Annotated in this window: 27 protein-coding genes and 1 pseudogene; 8 read left to right on the top strand and 20 right to left on the bottom strand. The window is 74.0% G+C overall.

Annotation, left to right across the window (positions count from 1 at the left end):
- Nucleotides 1–13: 13 nt before the first annotated feature.
- The gene (locus ACQPYX_RS17415) at nucleotides 14–352 is read right to left on the bottom strand and encodes an RNA polymerase-binding protein RbpA (protein ID WP_018333474.1); all 339 of its coding nucleotides are present in this window, start codon (nucleotides 350–352) and stop codon (nucleotides 14–16) included.
- Between the two features lie 248 nt (nucleotides 353–600).
- Nucleotides 601–1,395: a glycerophosphodiester phosphodiesterase family protein gene (locus tag ACQPYX_RS17410; RefSeq protein WP_433798574.1), complete on the bottom strand. Its 795-nt coding sequence runs from the start codon at nucleotides 1,393–1,395 to the stop codon at nucleotides 601–603.
- Between the two features lie 209 nt (nucleotides 1,396–1,604).
- On the opposite strand from ACQPYX_RS17410, the gene ACQPYX_RS17405 reads away from it, so the two are divergent.
- Nucleotides 1,605–2,393, top strand: a complete 789-nt coding sequence (locus ACQPYX_RS17405) for a hypothetical protein (protein WP_433798573.1) — start codon at nucleotides 1,605–1,607, stop codon at nucleotides 2,391–2,393.
- Here the strand turns inward: ACQPYX_RS17405 and ligD are convergent.
- Nucleotides 2,390–3,802 (bottom strand): non-homologous end-joining DNA ligase, encoded by a 1,413-nt coding sequence (gene ligD / locus ACQPYX_RS17400; protein WP_433798572.1) that lies wholly within the window; start codon nucleotides 3,800–3,802, stop codon nucleotides 2,390–2,392. The genes ACQPYX_RS17405 and ligD overlap by 4 nt on opposite strands.
- Before the next feature lie 88 nt (nucleotides 3,803–3,890).
- On the opposite strand from ligD, the gene ACQPYX_RS17395 reads away from it, so the two are divergent.
- Entirely contained in the window at nucleotides 3,891–5,273 is a 1,383-nt protein-coding gene (locus tag ACQPYX_RS17395) for an FAD-binding oxidoreductase (protein ID WP_433798571.1), read from the top strand.
- An 8-nt stretch (nucleotides 5,274–5,281) separates the two neighbouring features.
- A complete protein-coding gene (locus ACQPYX_RS17390; protein ID WP_433798570.1) occupies nucleotides 5,282–6,532 on the top strand; it encodes a class I SAM-dependent methyltransferase in 1,251 nt (416 codons plus the stop codon).
- Nucleotides 6,533–6,906: 374 nt separating this feature from the next.
- Here the strand turns inward: ACQPYX_RS17390 and ACQPYX_RS17385 are convergent.
- Nucleotides 6,907–7,455: pseudogene (locus ACQPYX_RS17385) on the bottom strand (sigma-70 family RNA polymerase sigma factor); the annotation flags it as partial.
- 8 nt (nucleotides 7,456–7,463) lie between these two features.
- Entirely contained in the window at nucleotides 7,464–8,039 is a 576-nt protein-coding gene (locus tag ACQPYX_RS17380) for a hypothetical protein (RefSeq protein WP_433798569.1), read from the bottom strand.
- Nucleotides 8,040–8,592: 553 nt separating this feature from the next.
- Here ACQPYX_RS17380 and ACQPYX_RS17375 point away from each other — a divergent pair.
- Together ACQPYX_RS17375 and ACQPYX_RS17370 are read left to right on the top strand one after the other, a co-directional pair.
- A complete protein-coding gene (locus ACQPYX_RS17375) occupies nucleotides 8,593–9,036 on the top strand; it encodes a hypothetical protein (RefSeq protein ID WP_433798568.1) in 444 nt (147 codons plus the stop codon).
- Nucleotides 9,033–9,515: a hypothetical protein gene (locus ACQPYX_RS17370; RefSeq protein ID WP_433798567.1), complete on the top strand. Its 483-nt coding sequence runs from the start codon at nucleotides 9,033–9,035 to the stop codon at nucleotides 9,513–9,515. The genes ACQPYX_RS17375 and ACQPYX_RS17370 overlap by 4 nt, the downstream gene beginning before the upstream one ends.
- A gap of 1 nt (nucleotide 9,516) precedes the next feature.
- Here ACQPYX_RS17370 and ACQPYX_RS17365 read toward each other — a convergent pair whose 3' ends face one another.
- Nucleotides 9,517–10,374 carry an alpha/beta fold hydrolase gene (locus tag ACQPYX_RS17365; RefSeq protein WP_433798566.1) on the bottom strand — a complete coding sequence of 286 codons (858 nt, stop codon included), beginning with the start codon at nucleotides 10,372–10,374 and terminating at the stop codon, nucleotides 9,517–9,519.
- A gap of 17 nt (nucleotides 10,375–10,391) precedes the next feature.
- On the opposite strand from ACQPYX_RS17365, the gene ACQPYX_RS17360 reads away from it, so the two are divergent.
- Nucleotides 10,392–11,267 (top strand): alpha/beta fold hydrolase, encoded by an 876-nt coding sequence (locus tag ACQPYX_RS17360; RefSeq protein WP_433798565.1) that lies wholly within the window; start codon nucleotides 10,392–10,394, stop codon nucleotides 11,265–11,267.
- Here ACQPYX_RS17360 and ACQPYX_RS17355 read toward each other — a convergent pair whose 3' ends face one another.
- The 5 genes from ACQPYX_RS17355 to ACQPYX_RS17335 all read right to left on the bottom strand — a co-directional run bounded on the left by ACQPYX_RS17355 (nucleotide 11,268) and on the right by ACQPYX_RS17335 (nucleotide 15,854).
- Entirely contained in the window at nucleotides 11,268–12,293 is a 1,026-nt protein-coding gene (locus tag ACQPYX_RS17355; RefSeq protein ID WP_433798564.1) for an aldo/keto reductase, read from the bottom strand.
- A gap of 39 nt (nucleotides 12,294–12,332) precedes the next feature.
- Nucleotides 12,333–12,749, bottom strand: coding sequence for a MarR family winged helix-turn-helix transcriptional regulator (locus tag ACQPYX_RS17350; RefSeq protein ID WP_433798563.1), 417 nt, complete (start codon nucleotides 12,747–12,749; stop codon nucleotides 12,333–12,335).
- A 412-nt stretch (nucleotides 12,750–13,161) separates the two neighbouring features.
- Nucleotides 13,162–13,968 (bottom strand): GAF and ANTAR domain-containing protein, encoded by an 807-nt coding sequence (locus ACQPYX_RS17345; protein ID WP_433798562.1) that lies wholly within the window; start codon nucleotides 13,966–13,968, stop codon nucleotides 13,162–13,164.
- 188 nt (nucleotides 13,969–14,156) lie between these two features.
- Entirely contained in the window at nucleotides 14,157–14,858 is a 702-nt protein-coding gene (locus ACQPYX_RS17340; RefSeq protein ID WP_433798561.1) for a GAF and ANTAR domain-containing protein, read from the bottom strand.
- A gap of 69 nt (nucleotides 14,859–14,927) precedes the next feature.
- Nucleotides 14,928–15,854: a DUF72 domain-containing protein gene (locus tag ACQPYX_RS17335; RefSeq protein WP_433798560.1), complete on the bottom strand. Its 927-nt coding sequence runs from the start codon at nucleotides 15,852–15,854 to the stop codon at nucleotides 14,928–14,930.
- A gap of 43 nt (nucleotides 15,855–15,897) precedes the next feature.
- Between ACQPYX_RS17335 and ACQPYX_RS17330 the strand changes: the two genes are divergently transcribed.
- Both ACQPYX_RS17330 and ACQPYX_RS17325 read left to right on the top strand, forming a co-directional pair.
- Nucleotides 15,898–16,539, top strand: a complete 642-nt coding sequence (locus ACQPYX_RS17330) for an MOSC domain-containing protein (protein WP_433798559.1) — start codon at nucleotides 15,898–15,900, stop codon at nucleotides 16,537–16,539.
- A gap of 122 nt (nucleotides 16,540–16,661) precedes the next feature.
- Nucleotides 16,662–16,886, top strand: coding sequence for a hypothetical protein (locus ACQPYX_RS17325; RefSeq protein WP_433798558.1), 225 nt, complete (start codon nucleotides 16,662–16,664; stop codon nucleotides 16,884–16,886).
- Between the two features lie 79 nt (nucleotides 16,887–16,965).
- On the opposite strand, the gene ACQPYX_RS17320 is transcribed toward ACQPYX_RS17325, so the two are convergent.
- The 9 genes from ACQPYX_RS17320 to ACQPYX_RS17280 form a co-directional block, all read right to left on the bottom strand.
- Entirely contained in the window at nucleotides 16,966–17,523 is a 558-nt protein-coding gene (locus tag ACQPYX_RS17320; RefSeq protein WP_433798557.1) for a Uma2 family endonuclease, read from the bottom strand.
- A gap of 34 nt (nucleotides 17,524–17,557) precedes the next feature.
- The gene (locus ACQPYX_RS17315; RefSeq protein WP_433798556.1) at nucleotides 17,558–18,304 is read right to left on the bottom strand and encodes an efflux RND transporter periplasmic adaptor subunit; all 747 of its coding nucleotides are present in this window, start codon (nucleotides 18,302–18,304) and stop codon (nucleotides 17,558–17,560) included.
- Complete coding sequence (locus ACQPYX_RS17310) at nucleotides 18,301–19,803, bottom strand: efflux RND transporter periplasmic adaptor subunit (RefSeq protein WP_433798555.1); 1,503 nt, start codon at nucleotides 19,801–19,803, stop codon at nucleotides 18,301–18,303. The genes ACQPYX_RS17315 and ACQPYX_RS17310 overlap by 4 nt, the downstream gene beginning before the upstream one ends.
- Before the next feature lie 67 nt (nucleotides 19,804–19,870).
- Entirely contained in the window at nucleotides 19,871–20,359 is a 489-nt protein-coding gene (locus tag ACQPYX_RS17305; RefSeq protein WP_433798554.1) for an SRPBCC family protein, read from the bottom strand.
- Nucleotides 20,338–21,207 (bottom strand): hypothetical protein, encoded by an 870-nt coding sequence (locus ACQPYX_RS17300; protein WP_433798553.1) that lies wholly within the window; start codon nucleotides 21,205–21,207, stop codon nucleotides 20,338–20,340. The genes ACQPYX_RS17305 and ACQPYX_RS17300 overlap by 22 nt, the downstream gene beginning before the upstream one ends.
- Nucleotides 21,208–21,275: 68 nt before the next feature.
- The gene (locus tag ACQPYX_RS17295; protein ID WP_433798552.1) at nucleotides 21,276–21,692 is read right to left on the bottom strand and encodes a hypothetical protein; all 417 of its coding nucleotides are present in this window, start codon (nucleotides 21,690–21,692) and stop codon (nucleotides 21,276–21,278) included.
- A 217-nt stretch (nucleotides 21,693–21,909) separates the two neighbouring features.
- Nucleotides 21,910–22,188, bottom strand: coding sequence for a FeoC-like transcriptional regulator (locus ACQPYX_RS17290; protein WP_433798551.1), 279 nt, complete (start codon nucleotides 22,186–22,188; stop codon nucleotides 21,910–21,912).
- Entirely contained in the window at nucleotides 22,185–24,296 is a 2,112-nt protein-coding gene (feoB, locus tag ACQPYX_RS17285) for a ferrous iron transport protein B (protein ID WP_433798550.1), read from the bottom strand. The genes ACQPYX_RS17290 and feoB overlap by 4 nt, the downstream gene beginning before the upstream one ends.
- Entirely contained in the window at nucleotides 24,289–24,546 is a 258-nt protein-coding gene (locus tag ACQPYX_RS17280; protein WP_433798549.1) for a FeoA family protein, read from the bottom strand. Before ACQPYX_RS17280 ends, feoB begins: the two co-directional genes overlap by 8 nt.
- Between the last annotated feature and the right edge of the window lie 79 nt (nucleotides 24,547–24,625).

The raw sequence follows: 24,625 nt of genomic DNA, 5'->3' as shown, positions 1-24,625 counted from the left end.
GGGATCGGCCTGATCAGGCGCCGCGGCGCTCCTTGAGGAGGTCGAGGCGCTCCTCGAGAAGCTCCTGGAGCTCCGGCTCGGAGCGACGCTCGAGCAGCATGTCCCAGTGCGTGCGCGGCGGCTTGACCTTCTTCTGCTCGGGCTCGGTGCCGTCGATCCGCTTGCCCTCCTCGCCGTGGAGGCGGCACTCCCAGGTGACCGGCGCCTCGGCGTCGTCGGAGAACGGGACCTCGAAGTCGTGGCCCTTGGGGCAGCGGTAGGCGAAGGCACGGCGGGGGGCGAGGTCGTGGTCGCGGTCGGTCTCGTAGCTGACGGCTCCGAGGCGGCTTCCACGGAGGACGCGGTCGGCCATGAGTGCTGTCCTTTCCTCGACTGCGTGCGTGTCGCCCTCGTGGGGGCGACCCAGGTCCCAACGCCCGGTGCCGGGTGTTCGTTCCCGTGACACCCGCCGGACACGTGGTCGTGACCCGTCTCACGCCCGGCCCGTGGCACGGGTCGCGACCCCTGGCACACATCGATGTGTTCACGTCCGTGTTACCCGGGTGCCGGGCAGGTCACACCGCGGCGGGCGCCATCCGGTGGCGTGCCACCCGTCCGGAGTCAGGCCGGGTGCCACTCCCCGCGGACCGTCAGGACGTCCCGCAGCACGTCGGGACGGTCGGTCATGAGGCCGTCGACGCCGAGGTCGAGCAGCCGGTGCATCTCCGAGGCCCGGTCGATCGTCCACACGTGCACCTCGATGCCCAGCGCGTGCGCGGTGGCGAGGGACGTCGGGTCGATCACCGGCAGGGCCCCGACGTGCGTGGGCAGCTGCGCGAGGTCACCGCCGACGGGCACGCGCCGGGCGAGCGGCCCGGGGAGGACCGACCGCGTGCGCAGCGAGAGTGCCGCCCGGGCCGACACGCCAGTGACCACGCGGTCGCCGAACCGTTGCCGGACCGTCCGCAGCCGGCCCTCGTCGGTGCTGGCGACGGCCACCCGCTCCGCGACGTCGTCGCGCTCGAGCAGGTCGAGCATCGGACGCAACGAGCCCGGCGACTTGATGTCGACGTTGAACCGCAGCCCCGGCTCGGCCTCCAGCACCTCCTCGAGCCGGGGGAGACGCTCCCGGCCGCGGACCCGCACGTCGGCGAGGTCCGCCCAGTCGAGGGCACGCAGCACGCCGGGGTGCCCCGCGACCCGGCGCAACGTGGCGTCGTGGTGGACGACGAGCACCCCGTCGCGGGTCGCGTGCACGTCGGTCTCGACGTAGGCGTAGCCCTCCTCGCGGGCGCGCGTGAACGCGGCGAGGGTGTTCTCGAGGCCCGCGAGGTCCCCGACGTGCCAGCCCCGGTGGGCGAACGCCCGGGGGCGGGGGGCGGCGAGGTAGGGGTGGGAACGCACGGCCGGCAACACGCGCCGCAGTCTGCCCGACCCGGACGACCGGCGGGTGTCCGCGGGAGGGACCGTCCGTGTCGACCGGGCGCCGCGGTTAGCCCGGACGCCGGTCACGATCGTGACACGGCGTGATCACGGCGTCGCTACGATGATCAGCGGTCACTCCCGGACCACCTTGGGGGGATACGTACACATGGAGTAGTGTCACCGCTGTCATCACGGATGACGTGGAGTCGGACTCGGGGGACGAATTGACGCGCTCGCGGCACCGCCGCTCGGCGGAACGGGGTTCGGGGGAGCCCACCACCGCCCTGCCGTCGTGGGCGCAACGCCATCTCGACGAGGCGGGCACGCCGGCCCCCGCGCCCACGGTCACCAGCCGTCACCGCCGCGCGGGACGGGGCGGCGCGGACAGCCCGCTGCGCGGGTGGGGGGTCGCCGTCCTCTCGGTCGCCGCGGCCGTGACGGCCGTGCCACTGGCGATCAACGCCGTGGCCAACGACCGCTCGGACGACCCGCTGCCCAAGGTCGACACGTTCACCGCCGGCGCCCCCCAGGCCCTCGACGGCGCGCAGAGCGGGACGACCACCCGCCGCGGCGCCACCGACGCCGGCGACCCGACCGGGGGCGTTCTCACCGTTCCCGGCGTCGCGCCCGGAGCACCGCAGGTCGCGCCCGCACCCGTCGTCGTGCCGGCGCCGCAGCCCGCGGCCGTCGTCCGCCCGACGACGCCGCCCGCCCCGACCAGGATCACCCCCCGGTCCGCGGCTCCGACGACGACCACGGGGAGCACGACGCCGACGACCACCTCGGGCGACGACGACGGCGAGGGCCGGAGCACGACGCCGAAGCCGAAGCCGACCTCGTCGGGCTCCTCCGGGTCGTCGGGGAGCGGGTCGTCGGGCGGGTCGTCGGGCGGAGGTCAGAAGCAGGACAAGGGGCTCCTCGGCAACACCGTCGACGCGGTCGGCGGGGTCGTCGGCGGCGTCGGCGGCGTCGCGAAGGGCCTGCTCTAGCCCGGCAGCCCGGCGCCCTCCGCAAGGGCGCCCGCGTACAGGTCGCCGTGCTCGGCGATGCGGTCCAGGACCGCGGCCGGGGAGAAGACGAGCGCCGCGGCGTCGTCGGCCGCCTCGACCTCGTCCCAGGTCAGCGGGGTGGACACCGTCGGCGCCCCGTGGGCCGCGCGTGCCCGCAGCGAGTACGGCGCGACCGTCGTCTTCGAGGTGTTGTTCTGCGACCAGTCGATGAACACGCGTCCGCCCCGGCGGTCCTTGGCCATCACGGCCGTCACGTCGTCGGGGGTCTCGCGGGCGAGCTCCTGCGCGATCGCCCGGGCGTACTCGGAGGTCCGGCCGGGATCGGTCACGACGACGGGCGCGGTCATCTGCATGCCCTTCGACCCGCTGGTCTTCACCACCGGCGCCAGCCCGTCGGCGGCCAGGCGGTCCCGGACCCGGCAGGCGACGCGCGCGCACTCGAGCAACCCCGTGCCCGGTCCGGGGTCGAGGTCGAACACGAGCTCGTCGGGCGGCTGCGGGACGTCCTGCGCGTCCACCCGCCACTGGGGGACGTGCAGTTCGAGCACCGCGAGGTTGGCGAGGTAGACCAGTGTGGCGAGCTCCTCGACGACGACGAACCGGGCGGACTCCGAGCCGCGCGAGGAGCCCGGCGTCGGGACGACCACCGTGCGCAACCAGTCCGGCGCGTTGCGGCCGGCGTTCTTCTCGTAGAAGGACTCGCCCTCGATGCCGTCCGGGAACCGGCGCAGCGTCAGGGGCCGGCCGGCGAGGTGGGGGAGCAGGGTGTCGGCCACGCGGGCGTAGTAGTCGATCACCGCGTTCTTCAGGCCCTGCCCGCCCGTCGCGCCCGGGTAGAGCTCCTTGTCGAGGTTGGAGAGCTTCAGCGCGCGGCCGCCGACCGAGACGCGGGGTGCCTGCACGTTGCGCGGCGGCCGCGCCTGCGCCTCCGCCTTCCGCGTGACGAGCCAGTCCTTCTCCTCGGTGCCCCGCTTCGGCCGGAAGAACACGAACCGCCCGTCGGTGCGCTCCCCGCGCAGCCCCACCGCGACCTCGTCGTCGGTCCACTTCTCGGTCTCGTAGGTGCCCGAGTCCCAGATCGTCATCGACCCGCCGCCGTACTCCCCGGCCGGGATCTCGCCGTGGAAGTCGAGGTACTCCAGGGGGTGGTCCTCGGTGTGCACGGCCAGGCGGGGCGTGCCGGGCGCGTCCGGCAGGCCCTTGGGCACCGCCCAGCACACGAGCACCCCGCCGCGCTCGAGCCGGACGTCGTAGTGCAGGCGCCGCGCGTGGTGCTCCTGGATGACGAACCGGCCACCCGCGTCGGTGTCGGTGCCACCGACCTCCCCGAACGGCTCGGGAGTGCGCGCCGGGTCCCGTTTGTCCCGGTAGGTCCGGAGCTCGCCCATCGGTGCCCCTCCTCGTGTCGGCTCGGCGTGAAGGATCCCACTGACGAGCCGGGTGCCGCTGGTGCGTACCAGGCATAGTCTCCGGGCCGTGAGCCGGGCAGACGCGACGACAGGGTTCTCGACGGCGCACGAACGGGCGGTCGCCGCCGCCCGGGCCCGGCTCGCCGCGCTGCCGGCCGACGCGCCGGTGCGGCTGCACAAGCGGACGTCGAACCTCTTCCGCTTCCGCGACGGAGCCGGCGGCCTCGAGGTCGACGGCCTCGACCGCGTGCTGCACGTCGACCCCGAGCGGCGCACCGCCGACGTCGGCGGGATGACCACCTACGAGGACCTCGTCGCGGCGACGCTGCCGCACGGGCTGATGCCCCTGGTGGTCCCGCAGCTGAAGACGATCACCCTCGGCGGCGCGGTCGTCGGGCTGGGCATCGAGTCGACGTCGTTCCGCGACGGGCTCCCGCACGAGTCGGTGCTGGCGGCGGACGTGCTCACCGGGGCCGGCGAGATCGTCCGCGCCACCCCGGACAACGACGCGGCCGACCTGCACGCGGGGCTGGCCAACTCCTACGGCACGCTCGGCTACGCGGTCGCGCTGACGATCGAGCTCGCCCCGGTGCGCCCGTTCGTGGCCCTGCGGCACCTGCGGTTCCCCGACGCGACGTCGATGGCGGAGGCCACGGCCCGGATCACCGCCGAGCGCGCGTACGACGGCGAGCCCGTCGACTTCCTCGACGGCACCGTCTTCTCCGCCGGCGAGCAGTACCTGACCCTCGGCCGCCAGGTCGACTCCGCCCCGTACCTGTCGGACTACACCGGGCAGGGCATCTACTACCGGTCGGTCCAGCAGCGCTCGTCGGACTTCCTGTCGATCCACGACTACCTGTGGCGCTGGGACACCGACTGGTTCTGGTGCTCGCGGGCGCTCGGCGTGCAGCACCCGCTGGTGCGCCGGGTCTGGCCGGCCCGCTACCGGCGCAGCGACGTCTACCGGCGCCTCGTCGCGCTGGACCGGCGCTACGGGCTCTCCGAGCGCATCCAGGTGCGCGCGACCGGGGCGTCCGGCGTAGAGCCGATCATCCAGGACGTCGAGGTGCCGGTGGAGCACCTCGCGGAGTTCCTCGACTTCTTCCACCGCGAGATCGGCATCAGCCCGGTGTGGGTCTGCCCGCTGCAGCTGCGCGGCGACCGCACCTGGCCCCTCTACCCCCTCGAACCGCACCGGACCTACGTCAACGTCGGGTTCTGGTCGGACGCCCTGCTGCGGCCCGGGATGGCGCGCGATCACCACAACCGGCTGATCGAGCGGAAACTGATGGAGCTCGACGGGCACAAGTCGCTGTACTCGACGGCGAGCTACACCCGCGAGGAGTTCGACGCGCTCTACGGCGGCGCGGCCTACCGGGCGCTGAAGGCCCGCTACGACCCCGCCGGACGCCTGCCGGACCTCTACACCAAGTGCGTGACGAATTCGTAGGAGGAACGATGAGCGCACCAGCCGTGGCCGACCTGTTCCGCCCGGTGCTCGGGGCCGACGCCCCGATCACCGTGCGGGCGTACGACGGCAGCGTCTCGCGCCCTGCCGGCGGCGACTCGGTGGCCGACGTCGACGTGCGGAGCGAGACCGCGCTGGCCTACCTGGCCGGGTCACCGAACACCCTGGGCCTGGCCCGGGCGTTCGTCTCCGGGCACCTCGACGTCGACGGTGACCTCTACACCGCACTGACCGCGATGAGCGAGCTGACGATCTCGGACGTCTCGCCGCGCACGCTCGCCGAGATGGCGCTGCGCCTCGCGCCGATCCGGTTGCGCCACCGCAACCTCGCCCCGCCGCCGCAGGAGCACCGCCAGCACGGCTGGATGCACTCGAAGTCCCGCGACGCCGAGGCCATCGCCCACCACTACGACGTCTCGAACCGCTTCTACGAGATGGTGCTCGGCCCGTCGATGGCCTACACCTGCGCCGCCTACCCGAGCGAGACCGCCACCCTCGAGGAGGCGCAGTTCGCGAAGCACGCCCTGGTCGCGGACAAGCTCGCCCTCGAGCCCGGGATGCGAATGCTCGACGTCGGGTGCGGCTGGGGCCAGATGTCGATGCACGCCGCGGAGCACCACGGGGTGCGGGCCACGGGCGTGACGCTCTCGCGCGACCAGGCGCTGTGGGCGCAGAAGGAGGTCGCGCGCCGCGGCCTGTCCGACCTCGTCGAGATCCGCCACGGCGACTACCGCGACGTCCCCGAGACCGGGTTCGACGCCGTGTCCTCGATCGGGCTGACCGAGCACATCGGGCGCGCGCAGCTCAAGCAGTACTTCGCGTTCCTGTACTCGAAGCTCCGGCCGGGCGGGCGCCTGCTCAACCACTGCATCACCCGGCCCGACGCCGCGCACCGCGCGCACGCCGACCCGTTCATCGACCGCTACGTCTTCCCCGACGGGGAGCTCCTGCCGATCGGCTACCTCGTCTCGCGGATGAACGGCGCCGGCTTCGAGATCCGGCACGAGGAGAACCTGCGCGAGCACTACTCGAAGACGCTCAAGGCCTGGACCGCCAACCTCGAGGCGAACTGGGACGAGTGCGTCGCCGAGGCGGGCGAGGGCAGCGCCCGGGTGTGGAAGCTCTACATGCCGGCCTGCGCCGTGGGCTTCGACCTCAACAACATCCAGCTCCACCAGGTGCTGGGCGTCAAGCTCGACGACCAGGGCCGGTCCGGCTTCCCGCTGCGTCCGGCCTACTGACCGGGCGGAGCCCACCTCCGCGCCGCCGCGGCCATCCGGGCGTCCTCGGCGGCGAGCACGTCCTGGTGGCCCCGACGGTCGGCGACGCCCGTCGGGCCGCCGCCCGCCTCGGCCCCGAGCCCGTCGGTGCTCGCGCGCAGGACGTGCGCGTCGGCGGCGTCGAGGAGCCGGTCGAGCAGCTCGTGCCCGGTCCGTGGTGCGGTGTGCCAGTCCAGCGCGGCGGCGGGCGCCACGACCGGGGCGGAGACCATCGTCGCGTCCGGCTGCTCCGGCGTGGCCGCGGCGCGACGGCGGGGCCCGCGGGCACCCCCGCGCCGCCGCGGCGGCGCCTCGGCCGCGTCGTCGGGACGCGGCGGGGCGTCCCCGCGCTCGACGATCAGCTGGCGCAGGCGGGTCAGCGCCCGGTGCTGCGCGACGCGCACGGCACCCGCCGTCGAGCCGACCGCCTCGGCGGTCTCCTCGGCCGAGAGCCCGACGACCACGCGCAGCCGCAGCACCTCGCGCTGCTTCTCCGGCAGCTCGGCGAGCAGGGCCGCCATCTCGACGGAGTCGGAGAGGTTCAGCGCGTGCTGCTCGGGACCGTCGCGGACGTCCTGCTCCTCGGGCAGCTCGTCCACCGGGTCGGAGCGGTCGCGCCCGGCCGAACGGTGCGCGTCGACGACCTTGTGCTGGGCGATGCCGTAGACGAACGCGAGGAACGGCCGCCCCTGGTCCTGGTAGGTCGGCAGCGCCCGCAGCACCGCGAGGCAGACCTCCTGGGCCACGTCGTCGGGGGAGGCGTTCACCCGGTCGTAGCCGCCGAGCCGGCTGCGGCAGTACCGGACGACGAGGGGCCGCAGGATGCGCAGCAGCGTGTTCATCGCCCCGCGCTCGCCGGTCAGGGCCGACGCCACGAGCCGGTCGAGCTCCCGGGGATCGTTCAGCGGGTCGGTCACGGGGCCGCCTCCCCGGCCGCGGCCGTGACGGCCTCCCACTGCGCCATCGCCGTCCCGAGCCGCCGGTCGAGGTCCTCCGCCGACAGGCCCAGCTCCGGCGCGGCCTCGGCGGCCGGGACGTCGAGCCACCGCAGCACGGCGAGGTCGCGCGCGAGCGGGTCGAGGTGCGCGAGCGCACGCAGCGGACGCGCCGCGCGGACGGCCAGGAGCCGCCACGGGTCGGGGTGGCGCCACGTCGGCTCGAGCGACCGCGCCGCGAGCACGGCCCGGGGCGGGGGAGGCAGCGCGGGGCGCGGCCGGTGGGTCACGGGCGTCGCGTGCCCACCGACGCTGCGTGCGGTGCGGACGAGCAGCAGCGTCAGTTCCAGCGCCCGCACGTCCTCCGGGGCGGCACCGAACTGCGGCCACCGGTCGAACAGGGCCGCGCGGGTCAGCAGGAACACGTCGTGGGCGCCGGCACCGTAGGCGTGGCCGAGGATGGCGGCCCGGGGCTGGAGCAGTGCGTCGTGCCGGACGAGGAACGGGGCGAGTTCGACGGCGTCCCGGCCCCGCGCGACGGGACCGGGCGTCACGACGCCCTCCCTCGCGCGCCGCGCGGCGCTCGCCCGCCCTGTCGTTCCACTCGTTCGCCCACCCGTGCCCCGTATCCCCCTCAGTGATCGACCCGGCGGAACCGGGCCTGCGCGACCCCCCGTCGCGGTGATCACCCCACGTCGCGGGACGAGACCCGATCAGTGGCTCCGGACCGGCCTCGACTCCACGCCGTCGTGTGATGTCACCGTGACCGATCGACACCGACCTGCGGAAGGACGCGTCGACCGGCGGACGGTCGCGTCGCCTCAATGGCAGCCGTCGCGACGCGCCGGACGGACGGCGACGCCGTCACCGGTCGTCCAGCCACGACGAACGGCACCTCTGGGCGGTCTCGACGTGACCATCAGCGGCTGATCGGTGTAGGTGGTAGCGCCACAAAGCCTATTGATCACTGACCTGAACGGACCTACTCGTCGGTGTGTCGGTGGTCTGCGCGCCGGATCCGTCCGTCCCTCGCCGGTCGTCCTGCACGCGGACGGGCCCGACAGGCATGATCGTCGGGTCGGGAGCGGGGCGGCGGGGGAGCGGACGGTGGGCGGGGACACGGCGGGACGGCGACCGGTGCCGGTCGTCCTGCTCGTCGTCGGGGCGCTGCTCGCGGTCGCCGTCGTGGTGCTCGGCGTGCTGGACGCACGGGTGGCCGGCCGGACGGAGGACCGGACGGCCGCGGTCGTCGCGGCCCGCGCCCACCTGGTGGACCTCGGCGCCGCCTCGACGGACCCGGCGGCCCGGTCCCGCGCCCTCGACGGTGCCACCGGCGCGTGGCGGGACCGGCTCGCGGCCGCCGCGGCGACCGGATCGACCTCGACCGTCGTGCGCACGATCGGGCTGGAGGACCTGACGGGCGACTCCGCCCGGGCGCTCGCCGTCGGACTCGTCGGTGGCGACGGCGAACCCCGCCCGTTCCGCGCGACGGTGGCCCTGACCCGGGTCGACGACCGCTGGCTCGTCGCGGACGTCGCGGAGCTCCCGTGACCCGCGCCCGGGTCGTCGTCGTGGGGGTCGGCGCCGTGGTCCTCGTGCTCGCCGTCGTCGTCGGACTGCTGGCCCGCGGCGTCGTCACGGCTGCGCGCACCGAGGAGGCGGCGGGCGCGGCGACCCGGGCCGCGACCGCATTGACGCCCGTCCTCCTCGGCTACGACTGGCGCACCCTCGACGCCGACGTGGCCCGCATCGACACGGCGACCACCGGCCCGTTCGCCGAGCAGAACCGGGCGATCGTGGCGAGCCTGGTGGTGCCGGCCGCCGTCGGCACCCGGGCGAGCTCCTCGGCCACGGTGCAGCGGGTGGCCGTGGTGACCGCCGCGCCCCGGCGCGTCGAGACCCTCGTCCTCTACGCGCAGACCACGGCCAGGAACGGCGCACCGGGGGAGACGGTCGCCCGCAGCGCCCGGGTGGTGCTCGAGCCCGACGACGACGACCGGTGGCTCGTCGCCGGCTTCGACGCGTCCTGACTCAGCCGTCGAGGAACCGCGAGACGGCCGCCGCCACCGCCTCCGGACGCTCGACCGGCAGGAAGTGGCCCGCCTCCGGGATCTCGACGGTCTCGCACAGCGGGGCGGCGAGCCGGCTCAGCTCGGGCCGGACGCACCCGTCGTCGGCGCCGTAGAGGTAGAGCAGCGGATGGCGCGGCAGCCCGAACGCCGCGCGGTCCTCGCGGCGGAAGCGCGGGGAGCGGTGCCAGGGCTGCAGCCAGGCGCGGTAGTAGCGCAGGGCCGCGGTGCGCCGGGCCGGGGTGTCGAGGGCCGCGCGGACCAGGGCCACGTCGTCGTCGGCCTCGTAGCCGGGCGACCAGTCCGCCCACAGTCTCGGCACCAGGCGGTCCAGCACCGCCTCGGAGAGCCACGGCAGCTGCTGGAAGCCCATGTACCAGCTGGCGCGGAGCTGCTTCCCGACGAGCCCCGGGTCGCGCACCGAGGCGCCCGTCGGCAGCGGCGGCACGGCCATCGTGACGACGCGGTCCCACAGGTCCGGCGCGAACACGGCGGCCCCGTAGGCGGTCACCGCGCCCCAGTCGTGACCCACCAGCAGGGCCGGCCGGTGGTCGCCGAGCGCGCGGCGCAGCGCGACCGCATCGGCCACGAGCGCGCCCGTCTGGTAGCAGCCGTCGGGCGCGAGACCGGTCGGCCCGTAGCCGCGCAGGAAGGGGGCGACCACGCGGTGTCCCCGGTCGGCCAGGACCGGTGCGAGGTGGCGCCAGGACCACGCGGTGTCCGGGTAGCCGTGCAGCAGCACCGCGAGCGGCCCGTCGTCGGGACCGGTGGTCAGGTAGGCCACCTCGAGCTCGCCGAGCCGGATCCGCCGTGTCTCCACGGGGGGATGATGGCGCGGTGGACGTGGTGCGCGCAGGAGTTCTCGACGTGGCGCTCGACCGGCACGGCGACCCGGGCGGCCCGCCGGTGGTCCTGCTGCACGGCTTCCCGTACGACCCGCGCTGCTACGACGCGGTGGTGCCGCGCCTGGTGGAGGCGGGAGCGCACGTCGTCGTGCCCTTCCTGCGCGGCTACGGGCCGACGCGTTTCGCGTCGGGGACGACGGTCCGGTCGGGCCAGCAGGCCGCCCTCGCCGACGACCTCCGCGCCCTGATCGACGCCCTGGGCCTCGACCGACCCGTCGTCGCCGGCTTCGACTGGGGCGGGCGCGCGGCGTGCCTCGTCGCCGCGCTGTGGCCGGAGCGGGTCCGCGGCCTCGTCACCGTGGACGGCTACAACGTCCAGGACATCGCGCACTCCGCCGAGCCGCTCCCACCCGACGTCGAGCACCGCCTCTGGTACCAGTTCTACCTGCACTCCGAGCGGGGCCGGGCCGGGCTCGCGGCGCACCGGCGGGAGTTCGCGCGGCTGCTCTGGTCACAGTGGTCGCCGACGTGGTCGTTCACCGAGATCGAGTTCGGGGCGACCGCGCCGTCGTTCGACAACCCGGACTTCGTCAATGTCGTCGTGCACTCCTACCGGCACCGCTTCGGTCTAGTGGCCGGCGACCCGACGTACGACGCCCTCGAAGCCCGGATCGCCGGGCAGCCGGTGATCGAGGTCCCGACGGTGGTCGTCGACCCGACCGCGGACGGGCTCGGCCCGCCCGCGGGGATCGAGGAACACCGCCGGCACTTCACCGCGATCGCCGGCCACCACCTCGTCGACGCCGGGCACAACCCGCCACAGGAGGTGCCGGCCGCGTTCGCGGACGCCGTGCAGGAGGTGCTGTAGTCACTCCCGCCCGGAGGAGATCCAGTCGTCGGTGGCGAAGGAGAAGTTGCGGCTGCCCTCGACGAGGTCCGCCGCGGCGTCCAGCCGGGCCTTCTGCTCCCCGGAGAGCGTCAGCGACACCGCGCCGGCGTTCTCGACGACGCGCTGCGCCGACCGGGTGCCCGGGATCGGCACCGTGGCGACGCCGAACGCCGCCCCCTGCGCGAAGACCCACGCGAGCGCCACCTGCGCGGCGGTCGCGTCGAGCTCGCCCGCCACCTCGCGCACGACGTCGACGACCTTCTGGTTCGCGTCGAGGTGCTCGGAGAACCGCGGCGACTTGCTGAGCAACGTGCTCGCGACCCGCTCCGCCGTGACCGTGCCGGTCAGGAAGCCGCGCCCGAGCGGGCTGTACGGCACGAACCCGACACCGAGCTCGACCGCCTTCGGCACGACGTTGGCCTCGACGTCGCGCGACCAGATGCTCCACTCGCTCTGCACGGCGGCGATCGGGTGGACGGCGGCGGCCTCGGTGAGCTCGGTGGCGGTGACCTCGGACAGGCCCAGGTGGCGGACCTTGCCCTCGGCGACCAGCTCTGCCATCGCCGCCACGGTCTCGGTGATCGGCAGGTCGAGCTGACGGCGGTGCATGTAGTACAGGTCGATCGTGTCGACGCCGAGGCGGCGCAGCGAGTTCTCGCAGGCCGCGCGGACGTAGTCGCGGTCGCCACGGGTGGGCGTCGCGCCGTTCCCGACCTGACCGGTGATGCCGAACTTCGTCGCGAGCTGCACCTCGTCGCGGCGGTCGGCCAGGACGCGGGCGATCAGCTCCTCGTTCGTCCCGGACGGGCCGGTCGTGCCCTCGCGCGCGGTGCCGTAGACGTCGGCGGTGTCGAGGAAGGTGACGCCGGCGTCGAGGGCGGCGTGCAGGGTGCGGACGCCCTCGTCGGGATCGGTCGCCCCGTACACGTCGGAGAGCGCCATCCCGCCGAAGCCGAGCGCGCTGACCCGGAGTCCGTCGCCGAGGGTGGTCATCGGAAGGCTCATGCCGACCACGCTAGGAGTTCGAGCGCACTCGAACGCAAGTCAGTCGCCGACCCGGCGCAGCAGGCCGGTGAGCCGGGCCCGCTCGTCCCGGGAGAGAGCGCCGAACACGTCGGACTGCGCCTCGTGCACGACGACCGCGAGCTCGGCGAAGGCTGCCGCGCCGGCGGGGGAGAGGGCCACCAGGACGCGGCGGGCGTGGTCCGGGTCCGGACGACGGGTCACGAGGCTCTTGCCCTCGAGCGTCCGGACCGTGGCCGTCACGTCACTGCGGTCCAGGGCGGCGGCACGGCCGAGGTCGGCCTGGGTGCGGTGCTCGACGCCCGCGAGCACGGCCAGGACGCGGTACTCGAACGGGCTGGAACTGGCTTCGGTCAGCCGGTGGGCGAGCAGGGCCTGGGCACGCGCGGCGGCCCGGGTGAGGACCGTCGTCCCGAGGTCGGACCAGGAGGTGGGCACGCGGTCTCCTCATCAGTGTTGGCGTAACCAACACTAGCAAGATATGTTGGCGACACCAACACTGGGGGACGCGCCATGCCGACGCTTCGCGGCCGCCAGGCCTGTACGTCCTGGGCCTCGGACCGGCGGGTCCGCGCGAGACGTACATCAGGCAGCTCCAGCAGCCCGCAGACCTGCCTGATGTACACCTCGCGCCCACCAGCGCCCGTCGTCGAGAAGACGTCGTGAGAGGTACACCTGACAGCCTCGAAGACCCGGAGACCTGCCCGGTGTGCACCTCGGCAGCGAGCAGATCGGATGACCCGCACCGAACCGACGTCGGGACCGTCCTCGCACCCCAGGAGCGATCCGATAATCGACATTATGTCAGATCGGACGGAGAAGCCCCGGGTCGCGGGCTCCCCCCGGGACGTCAGAGCTCCGCGCGACGCGAGGCGATCGTCGTGGCGATGTCGCGGATCTTGACGTTCAGGTCCTGCGAGGCGCGCCGCAGGATGTCGAACGCCTCGTCCGCGTCGACGCCACGGCGCTGCATGAGGATGCCCTTGGCCTGCCCGATGACGTCGCGCGACTGGAGAGCGTCGGTGAGCTGGGCCGAGCGCAGCCGCTCGGCCTCGACCCGCTGCGCCGACTGCAGCGCCACCGCGGCGTGCGCGGACAGCAGCAGCATCATGTCCTCGTCGACGTCGTCGAGCTGCTCGGCGGAGCGGAAGTAGTAGTTGAGCGCGCCGAGGCGGGGCGGATCGCCCTCGGGGAACATGCCGGTCGCGACGACGGCGGCCATCCCCAGGCGGGCGACGCGCGGACCGAACCGCGGGTAGCGGGGGTCGTGGGCGAGGTCGCGGCTGTGGGTGGAGCCCGTGCTCGAGGCGGCTGCGACCTCGACGCAGGGACCCTCGCCCGTGTCGTACTGGATCTGGTCGGCCTCGGTGGCGAGCGGATCGGTCTCGACCGGGGTGTGGTACGTGCCGTTCGGCTCGCGCACGGTCACCGAGACCATCGCGGCCGCCGGGGCGAGCTCGCGGGCACGCTCGACGACCTGCTCGAGCACGCCGAGGACGCCGCGCTCGGGCGGCGCCGCGAACAGATCCCGCGCCAGCGCGTAGAACTGCTCGCCCAGCGGCCCGAGGTCCTGCACGGTCGCCTGTCCCCCGCGACCGCCCCCGCCGTCCTCGACGAACCGACGCCTGGCCGTCTGCCACTCCCGCTCCGTCGCCATGGGTCATACCTACCCGGACGCCGGGGTCGTGTGCACTCCGAGCCCACGTGATGTCGGGGCGTTAGCCGGAGGAACCGGTCGGGTAGACCTCCGCCGCATCGGTCCGGTCGCCCGGGAGGCCGGCGGGTGCAGGTCCTGGATGGTGCAGACCTCGCTGCCGCCAGGACCGACCTCACGACCGGCACGATTCACGACGAACGAGGTGATGGCGCGCTCCCGTCCTGGTCGGTCACGTACCAGCGGGCGATGTCGACGAGCTTGACGTTCATGTCCTGCGACGCCTCCACGAGGCGGCGGAACGCCGTGGTCGCGTCGATGCCGAAGCGGTGCATCAGGATGCCCTTCGCCTGCCCGATCACGTCACGGCTGGCGACCGCGTCCCGCAGTTGCACCAGCCGCCGACCGCCCTCGACCACGAGTGCCGCCTGGTGGGCGAACACCTGCGCGACGTCCCGGGCCGATTCGCTGATCTCCGCGCGCCCGTAGAGGGTGATCGCGCCCGCCGCCGCCGTCCCGATCACCACCGGCACCGCGACCACGTGCCCGTAGCCCGCGTCCTGCGCGGCCTCCGACCACGCCCGCGGCCAGCGCGCCGAGGGGTCGGCCCCGTCGACGACGCGGATCTCGTCCAGGGCGCACGCGGTCGGACCGGCTCCGAGCCGCGCCTCGAGGTGGGCCAGCTCGCGCGCGGGCCGGGCGGTCGCCGCCCGTGCCGTGTGCGCCCGGTCCACCACGACCGTCACGACGACGTCGTGGTCGGGCAGCGTCGTGGCCGCCACGTCGGCCAGCCCGGAGGCGATGCGGTCGACCGACGGCGGTTCGTCGTGGACGATCGCGAGCAGCGCCTGCGACAGGCGCGCGGACGAGGCGATGAGATCGCTCGAATTCACCTGGTTTCCTCAGCGGGGACGACACGACGACGTGCCTGCCTCACGACTGAACCAGGAAGTTGGGGAACCCTATCCCGAGCCCTCACCCGGAGGGACGACAGGCCCGCCCCTCGTGGCGCGCATCATGTCGCGGCACCGGTCGGCGAGCGCGAGGGCGTCGCGAGGGGCGTGCGCGTCGCCGTCGTTGTCGAAGAACACCCAGACGTCGCGGGGTAGAGCAGGCGCCCGGTCCCCCGGTGCGATCGTGTCCGCGGTCGCCGACGACTCCCCCGTCGCCCACGCGCGGACCCGGTCGGCCCAGCCGTCGAGGGCCGTCGCCGAGTAGCCGCTGCGGTAGAGCTCGGTGTCGCCGTGCAGCCGGACGTAGACGGGGTCGGCCGTCACGTCGTCGAACCGCGGGAACGCTCCCGCGCCGTCGGACACCACGAGCGAGACGTCCTGCTCGCGCAGCGCCCGCACCACGGCGGGGTCGCGCCAACTCGGGTGGCGGGCCTCGAGCGCGTGCCGCAGCGGCCGGTCGGTGTCGACCTCGACGCACGGGTCGCGGACGAGCTCCGCGTAGGGCCGCGCGGCCTCCGCGGCCGCGACGGTCCCCCGCGGCAGCCGCTCGAGGAACGGCACGACGAGCTCGGCGTCCCATCGCATCGCGGGCGGCAGCTGCCAGAGCACCGGCCCGAGCTTCTCCCCCAGCGCCAACGGACCCGACGCGAGGAAGCGGCCCAGTGCCTGCTCGACGTCGCGCAACCGCTTCATGTGCGTGATGTAGCGGCTCCCCTTGACCGCGAACCGGAAGTCCTCGCCCGTCGCGCCCGCCCAGCCGCGGAACGTCGACGCCCGCTGCAGCGAGTAGAAGGTGCCGTTGACCTCGGCCGCGTCCAGGCGGGTCGCCAGGTGCTCGAGCCGGCGGCGCTTCGCGAGGCCGTCGGGGTAGAAGGGTCCCTGCCAGGAGTCGTAGGTCCAGCCGGACATCCCGATCCGTACCCGGCCCGCGTCCATGACGACGATCCTCCCGCGAGCCGACCGGCTAGCGTTCGCCCGTGTGGCCGTGATCGAGTCGGTGAACGTCGGGGTGGAGCGCGCGATCCTCGCGAAGACCGGGCGCTCGGGCATCGACAAGCGCCCCGTCGACGGCGCGGTGCGGGTCGAGGTGCCCGCTGCGGGGCGCAGCGGTCTCGCCGCCGACCCGATCAGCGACACCGAGAACCACGGCGGCCCGGACCAGGCGGTGTACGCCTACGCCCGCGAGGACCTCGACGCGTGGGAGCCCGTCCTGGGGCCGCTGCGCGCCGGGATGTTCGGCGAGAACCTGACGACGCGGGGACTGGACGTGACCGGCGCACGGATCGGCGAGCGCTGGCACGTCGGCGACCGGCTGGTCCTCCAGGTCACGGTCCCCCGCATCCCCTGCCGCACCTTCGCCGCGTGGCTCGACCGGCGGGGCTGGGTCCGGGAGTTCACGGCGGCGGGCGTCCCCGGCGCCTACCTGCGCGTGGTCGACCCCGGCCCGGTGCGCGCCGGTGACCACGTCGTCGTCGAGCGGCCCACCCACGACGTGACGATCGGCCTCGCCTTCCGCGCCGTGATGACCGAGCCGGACCTCCTGCCGGAACTGCTGCCCGCCCTCGACGTGCTGCCCGACGACGTGCGCGCGCGTGTGCTGCGCCGCCTCCCGGGTGACTGAGTGTTCAACCATGCGAGCGTCTTCATCACTGAGGGTTGTGTTGTGGGCAACAAGATCGCGGTACTCGTGAGTAGTCGTCCACACTCGGAGCACAGCCATCAGCGACCGGGGAGAGGAACCGGATGACCACGATCGGGAGCGCCTGGGACATGCCGACGGACGTCGAGGGACAGGGCGGCGCAGGCCGACCCGACTGGTTCGACGACCTCGTGACGCTGCACGTCCTCACCTCCCACGGCGACTCCGGTGCCGCGGACGACGTCGCCCGGTGGGCGGCCTCGGACCCGGTCGTGGCCCAGCTCTCCGCCCAGCTCCGCGACCTGCACCGCGCCAGCCAGGGCTCCTGACGGTCCCGTCCCTGCGGGGAACGACGATGCCCGGCCCACAGCGTGGTGGGCCGGGCATCGTCGTGCCCGGGTCCGTGTCTCAGCCCGGACGGAGACCGGCGAGGAGATCGGCCGGGCACACCGTGACGGTGAACGGCCGGTCGATCGTCAGCCGCTCCTCGCCGGTCGCCTCCGCGACGAGCCGGTAGGCCCCGTCGTCGAGCTCGAGGACCTCGATCCGCCCGGGCTCGCTCGGGTCGAGCAGCCAGTACGAGGGCACGCCGAGGCGTTCGTAGTGCGCGCGCTTGGTGTTGCGGTCGTGCAGTCGCGTGCTGCGGGAGGCGACCTCGACCGCGAGCAGCGGGGCGACCGGCAGGTTCGCCGGGGTCAGGTCGTCGTACCGCGCGACGAGGACGTCGGGCTCGACGTCGTCGTGCCGGCTCGTCCGGACGGAGAAGGGCGCAGCGAGAACACGCAGCTCGCGTGGGCAGACGCTGTGCAGCGAGCGGTAGAGCGCGAGCCCCATCTCCTGGTGCGCCCAGCCCGGAGCCGGGCTCACGAACAGCATCCCGTCGATGAGCTCACGCCGGCGCCCGTCGTCGGGCATCGCGTCGAGGTCGTCGACCGTGTAGAGCTCGCTCGCGACCAGCTCGGTCATACCGGTCAGAGTGCCGTGCAGTGGAGGTCGGCGGCTACTCCCCCGGCTTGTGGATGTCGACCGTGACGTTCATGCCCGGGATGAGGTCGGCGCCCTGCATGTCGGTGATGCCGACGCGGACGGGAATGACCTGGGTGACCTTCTGGAAGTTGCCGCCCGAGTTCGACTGCGGGAACGGCGAGAACACCGCGGCCGCGCCGCCCTGGATCTGGTCGACGTAGCCGCGGAAGGTGCGGCCGGGGTAGGCGTCGACGGTGAAGTCCACCGGGCGCCCGACCTGGACCTGGTCGATGTCGGTCTCGTCGACCCGAGCGGTGACGTACACGTCGGAGGGGTCGTAGGCGATGGCGAGCTGGCTGCCGGCCGTGAGGTAGGCGCCCTCCGCGGTGCTCGTCGTGGCGACCGTGGCGTCGGCGGGGGCGCGAATCGGGAGCTGCGGCTGCACGTAGGCGCCCTGCAGCTCGACCCGACCCACCACCTGGTCCTTGCGCAGGACGGTGCCGACGGCGACGTTCCAGCCGACCAGCGTGCCGCTGGCGGGCGCGACGATCGGGATCTGCGTGCCGTCCACCTGCGCGTTGTCCGTCGAGACGAAGCGGCTGGCGTTGAGGAAGTAGGACACCGTGAAGGCGATCGCGGCGAGCACCGCGAGGATGACGATCACCGCCAGGGCGATCTTCGTCGACCGCTTGAGCGGCCGGCGCTTCGGTGCCTCCGGGGTGCCGTCCGCCGGGGTGGCGGTGTCGTCGGCGGACTCGGTGGTCTCCTGCGGTGTGCTCACGACGCCCCTCCGCCGATGACGACCTGCTGTCCCTCGGTCAGCCCACCGAGGATCTCCGTGCGGTCCGCGCCGACGAGGCCGGTCGTGACCGGGGTCGGGACCAGGCGACCGTCGGCCTCCTGCACGGTCGCGACCGTCTGGCTGCCCTCGCGGCGCAGGGCCGAGTTCGGCACCGAGAGCCGGTCGGACTGGGCGGTGACGACGGTGGCGCGCGCCGACTGGCCGTCCCGGATGCGCGGGTCGGTGTCGGTCAGGGCCATGGTCACGTAGTACTGGATGCTGCCGCCGATCGCCGTGCCGGACGGCGCCACGGCGAGCACCGTGCCCGCGAAGGAGCGTTCGGGGATCGCGTCGAGGGAGATCACGGTGCGCTGCGCCGGCGCGATCTTCGCCGCGTCGACCTCCTGGAACGGGGCCACCACCTCGAACTGCGCCACGTTCTGCAGGACGAGGAACTGGGTGCCGCCCGGTCGGCTCGGCGAGACCGCCCCGGCGGCGGCACCGGCCGCGGCGCCGGCGGCCTGCGCCGCCCCGGGGATGGTGGCGTCCGACCCGGGGGCCAGGGCCGAGGTCCCGGAGCTGGGCTGGAGGTACTCCCCCACCGCGCCGTTGAGCGCCGACACGGTGCCGGCCGCGGGGGCCCGCAGGGTGGTGTTGGCGAGGTTGCGTCGGGCGATGTCCACCTGGGCGCGGGCGTTGTCCACGGCGGCCTGGGCGGCGTCGAGGCTGTTCGGCCGGGCGGCGCTCGCCGAGTCGAGCCCGTTCTGCGCGCTGACCTGTCCCTGGCGGGCGCTGGCGATCTGCAGGTCGCCGGCCGCGGCGTCGACGTTGCGCTTCTGCTGGGCCTGCTGCAGTGCCTGCTGGGCCTGCTGGACGCCCTGCTGGGCGGCCTGGACGGCGTACTGGGCGGCCGGGATCGACTGGCACGACGACGCGCTCTGGACCGTCGCGTAACCGCCCGGCTGGCAACCCGCCTGGTAGGCCTGCAGCTGGGCGGCCGCCTGGGCGGCGCCGGCCTGGGCCTGCGGCAGCGCCGCCTTCGCGGCGCTGATCGCGGCGTCGTCGGCCTTGAGCGTCGCGTCGACCTGGCGCTTCGTCGCCGACACCACCGAGGCCGCGGCGTTCAGCGAGTTCTGCGCCCCGCCGACCTGCGTGCCGTCCTTGGTCTGCTGGTACTGGGCCTCCTGGCCCGCGAGTCCGGCCTGCGCCTGCTTGAGCGCCTGCCGGGCCTGGAAGTCGTCGATCGTCGCGAGGACGTCACCCGCGTCGACCCGGTCGCCCACCTTGACGCGCACCGAGGTGATCTGCCCCGCCGTCGGGAAGCCGAGGTTGGTGGCGCCGAGGGCGGAGATCGAGCCGCCGGAGTCCACCCCGGAGCTCACGGATGCCCGTTCGACGCGCACGGTCTGTGGTGGCGCGTTCTCGCCGGAGCCACCACATGCGGACAGGGAGAGGGCCGCCACCGCCACCAGGGTCGCGAACGCCGTCCGTCGGGTCACGGTTCGTGAACGTATCGGAGCCTAACTGGGATACGACTCCCGGCTGGTTATTCACCTCACGGTGTCATCACCGGTAGCCGCGACGCACCACGCGCTCCAGGATCCCGAGCGTCCCCTTGAGGGCCTGCTCGGAGATCACCGGGAAGACGCCCTTCTCCCGCCACTCCGGGCGGATGTCCGACCAGTCGTAGTACGAGGTGACGACGGTGCCCTCGTCCTGCGGCTCGAGCCGGTAGCCGTAGACGTGCCCGATGGACGGCCGGACGGTGCCCTCGATGGTCCAGGCGATCTCGCGGTCAGGCTCGAACGCGGAGATCGTGACGGTGACGTCGTAGCGCCCCAGCGGCACGTCGCCGAGGGCCTCCCGGTCCATGTGGACCACGAAGGTGTCGCCCGCCGCGGTCACCCGCTCCCCCGTCGCGTCCATGAGCATGCCGGAGCTGTCGATCGCGACGTGCCCGATCGGGTCGGTCAACACGGCGAAGATCGACGCCGGGTCGGCGGGGATCGGACGGGACACCTCGAAGCGGTCGGTCATGCGGTGATCGTCCGCCATGCGTCGAGTGTGGTCGCATCGAGCTCGCCCCGCGCTCCGACGGCGTCGGCGAGCCCGACGCAGCGGTCGCCGAGGAAGACGCCCAGCCCGTAGGTGACGGTCTCCTCGTCCACCTCGAGCACGGCCACCCCGATCTCGTACTGGGCCGGGTAGCCGACCTCGGCCACGTACTGCAGGCGGTAGGTCGACGGGGCGAGCTCCGGCGGCGGGCCGCCCCAGCCCGGCGTCAGGAGCTCGTCGTGCAAGGAGGCGACGCCGTCGGCGTACCAGCTGACCAGCGCCACGTTGTTGACGTGCCGGTTGGTGTCGATGTCGCCGACGCGCGCCCGCAGCGCCACCGCGAACGGGTACGTCGACCGGTCCCGGCGCTCGGAACCGGGCTGGTACGCCGCCGGGGCGTCCGGCTCGTCGAGCACCAGGGCGGCGAGGTCGGTCCGCAGGGCGTCGGGCAGGTGCGCCGGGCCGGCGTCGGTGGCGAACACGGTCACGGTGCTGCCGAGCGCGACGCAGCGGTCGTCGCAGAACACCGCGTAGCCGTAGGTGAACGAGGCGCCGCCGATGCGGCGGACGCCGACCCCGATGCGGTACTTCCCGTCGAAGGGCATGGCGTCCAGCCGCTCGACCGACTGCGCGGCGAGCAGGATCCGGAAGGCCCCGAACTCGCCGTCCTCGACGAGGCGGCGGAAGAGCGGGAGCTCCTGCCCCACGCGCGCGTCCTCGAACCAGCGCGTCACCCCGGTCGCCGAGACGCCGCCGTCGGGCCCGAGGTCGGAGTACCGCGGCGCCACCTCGCGCAGCACGGGGTAGGCCGCGGGATGGGTCAGCGCCGCCGGGTGGGTTTCGGGCATGCGGCCCATCGTGGCCGCCCCGGCGCAGCGGGGGCCCGCCGCGTCGGCACGCGTCACAGCGGGACCGGTCACACCAGGCGCACCACCCCCGCCGAGGTCGCGGTGAACACGCCACGCTGGACGACGCCGCGCGCCGCGCACATCGCGACGAGCGCCTCGGCCCAGTCGCGGTCGGCCGGGTGCACGGTGGCGGGGCCGAACCGCTCGAGCACGAACACGATCGACCCCGGTCCGGCGTCGGTGGTCAGCGCCGGCAGGAAACCCGCGATCACGGTGCCGAGCGAGGTGACGAGATCGCCCGGCAGGTAGGGCACGTCCTCGATCGGGACGAGCATCGGTGGCTGGCGCCGGTCGCCGTCGATCGGGACGAGCCAGAGGGTGCGGTCGGCCCGCGCGGCGCCCACGAGGGACTCCACGCGGTCGCGCACGTCGTCGTCGGTCAGCAGCGGCGGGAGGTCCGGCGCCGGGGGCATCACATCGGTCATGACGACGAGCGTGACCGGCCCCCGCCGCCGGTGAGGGCGGTTCCGCACAACTCGTGACGCCAGGATCCGCGAGGTGCACATCAGGCAGGAACCGGGGCCTTGGATCCTGCTTGACGGACACCTCGTGGCGGCCCGAGCCGGGACCCGTCGTCGAGGATGTGGCGATCCTGGCGTTCAGTGACAGCAGTGACGCATTGCTGTCACGAGGGGGAGGGTCTCAGGGCCGGCGGACGCTGATCGCCAGCAGCACCGGGCGGTCGGCGGCCCCGGACGTGCCGCACCCCGGCGCCCCGTGGTCCCCCGACGGGCACGAGCCGCACCCGCCGGAGGCGCACGCCGCGCTGAGGTCGGTGACGTCGAGGCGGCCCTTGCGCACCCAGTGGTCGACCATCGCCGACGCCTCGTCGCGGGACACACCGACCCGGCGCGCGAGGTCGTCCAGCCCGCGCGCACGGCCCGAGCGGACCTCGTCGAGCACCTGCCGCAGCGCACTCACGAGAGCAGCACCCCCACCTGGAAGACGATCACGGCCAGCACCCAGGCCACGGCGAGCTGCATCACGACCCCGGCGAGCGTCCACCGTGTGCCGATCTCCTGGCGCTGCGCGGCGATGGTGGTCATGCACGGCGTGTAGGCCAGCAGGAACACCATGAAGGCCAGCACCGCGGCGACCACGTGCCCGCCGGAGGTGGCGGTGAAGGTGTCCCGCAGGGCCGGGCCGAGCGCGCCGGCCTGGTGGACGTCCGACGGCTCCTCCGCCGAGTACGTCTGCGCGGTCGTCGCGACGACGGCCTCCTTCGCGACGAACCCGGTGATCAGCGCCGCGGAGGCGTGCCAGTCGTCGAACCCGGCGGGCGCGAAGACGGGCGCGACCGCCCGGGACACCGACCCGAACAGGCTCTCCTCCGGCGCGACGTGCCCGAACGACGAGCCCGCGGCCGCCCCGGGCGCCGCGATCGAGGACAGCAGCCAGACCACGGTCACGGTCGCGACGATGATCCCGCTCGCCGTCCGGAGGAACGCCCGCAGCTTCTGCCAGGTCTGCATCGCCGTGACCCGCAGCGCGGGCCGCCGGTACGGCGGGAGCTCCAGCAGCAGGGGCTCGTCGGTGAGGTCGCGGAAGAGGACCTTCCGGAGCACCCAGCCCATGCCCACGACCAGCACGATCGAGAGCACGTACATCCCGAACACCATCGTCCCGGCCTGGCTGCCGAAGAAGATGCCCGCCAGCAGCACGTACACCGTGAGCCGGGCGCTGCAGGAGACGAACGGGATGATCAGGCCCATCAGCAGTCGCTGTCGCGGGTTGCGCAGGATGCGGGTCCCGGCGAGCGCGGGCACGTTGCACCCGAAACCGACGATGATCGGCAGGAAGGCCTTACCCGGCAGGCCCATCACGCGCATCAGCCGGTCGACGACGAAGGCCGCCCGCGCCATGTAGCCGGAGTCCTCCAGCACGGCGAGCAGCACGAACATGATCGCCATCAGCGGCGCGAAGCTCAGCAGCTGCCCGACGCCGGACACGAGACCGTCCTGGACGAACCCGTCGAGCCACTCGGGGGCGGACACCGCGCCGAGCACCCAGCCGAACCCGTCCGACACCGGACCGTCGAACAGGTCCTGCACGGCGTCCTGCAGCGGCGAGGCGATGGCGGTGGTCGCCTCGAACACGCCCCACATCACCGCGAGGAAGATCGGCAACCCGAACCAGCGGGAGGTCAGCACGCGGTCGGCCCGGTCGGACCAGGTGACGCGGCCACCCCGGCGCCCGACGGCGGTGGCGAGCACCCGGTGCGCCCACGCGTAGCGCGCCTCGGCGACCAGGAGCTCGACCTCCTCCGCGACCTCGTCGGGCGGGGTCCCGGGCTCGACGAGACCGGTGGCCACGGCCCGGGCGGGCCCCTCCGCCGCCTCCAGGGCCGCGAGCGCCCGCCACCGGGCCGCAGGGCCGGGGGTCGACGTCGCCGCCACCGCGGCGTCGAGCGCCTCCCCGAGCGACGGCGCGGCGAGGGGACGCGGGTCGACGAGGGCGGCGGCGACCGTGTCGGCCAGGACGTCCACACCGTGGCCGCTGCGGGGCACCACCGGCACGACGGGCACGCCGAGCTGGGCCGCCAGGGCCTCCGGGTCGACGTCGAGCCCCCGGGACCGCGCGACGTCGACCATGGTCAGCGCCACCACCACGGGCGCCCCGGTGTCGGCGATCTGCGCGGCGAGGTAGAGGTTGCGCGTCAGGTTGGAGGCGTCGAGCACCGCCACCACGAGTTCCGGACGACGGTCGGCGTCGACGAGCAGCTCGCGGGTCAGCTCCTCGTCGGGCGAGTCCGGCACGAGGCTGTAGGTGCCGGGCAGGTCGACCAGCCCGACGGCGGGGCCGGTCGGCGGGCGCCACTCCCCCGAGGCGACCGCGACGGTCTTCCCGGGCCAGTTGCCCACGTGCTGCCGGGCGCCGGTGAGGGCGTTGAAGAGGGTCGACTTCCCGACGTTCGGGTTGCCCACCAGGACCACTCGGGGCGCGCCGGCCGGTGCGGCGTCCTCGCCGTCGACGCAGCACGGCTTCTCGAGCAGCACCGACGCGCGCCGCCGCCCGATCACCTCAGGCACGGTCCACCACCCACAGCTCCTCCGCCCCCGCGCGGTCGATCGCCACCCGCGCGTCGTCGTTCACCCCGATCACCAGGCCGCTCGCGCCCCGTCCGATCACCTCGACCGCGGCGCCCGGCACGAAGCCCAGCTCGGCCAGCCGGCGCCGGCGCGTGCCGGCGGCGCGCACGGCGTGCAGGACACCCCTGGTGCCGACCGGGCAGTGCCCCAGCGGACGGGCGGTCGTCTCGGTGATCTCGGGAATTCGCATCGCCGACGGAGGTTAGCCTCGCCTTTTCACGCCTGTCGACGACGAGTCGGAATTGCCCCGGGAATTGCCGTACATCCCT

This window comes from Actinomycetospora sp. CA-084318, from assembly GCF_050955885.1.
Taxonomy (GTDB): domain Bacteria; phylum Actinomycetota; class Actinomycetes; order Mycobacteriales; family Pseudonocardiaceae; genus Actinomycetospora.
Note: the sequence above shows the minus strand (reverse complement) of the source record. Positions and strands in the feature narration are given on the sequence as shown.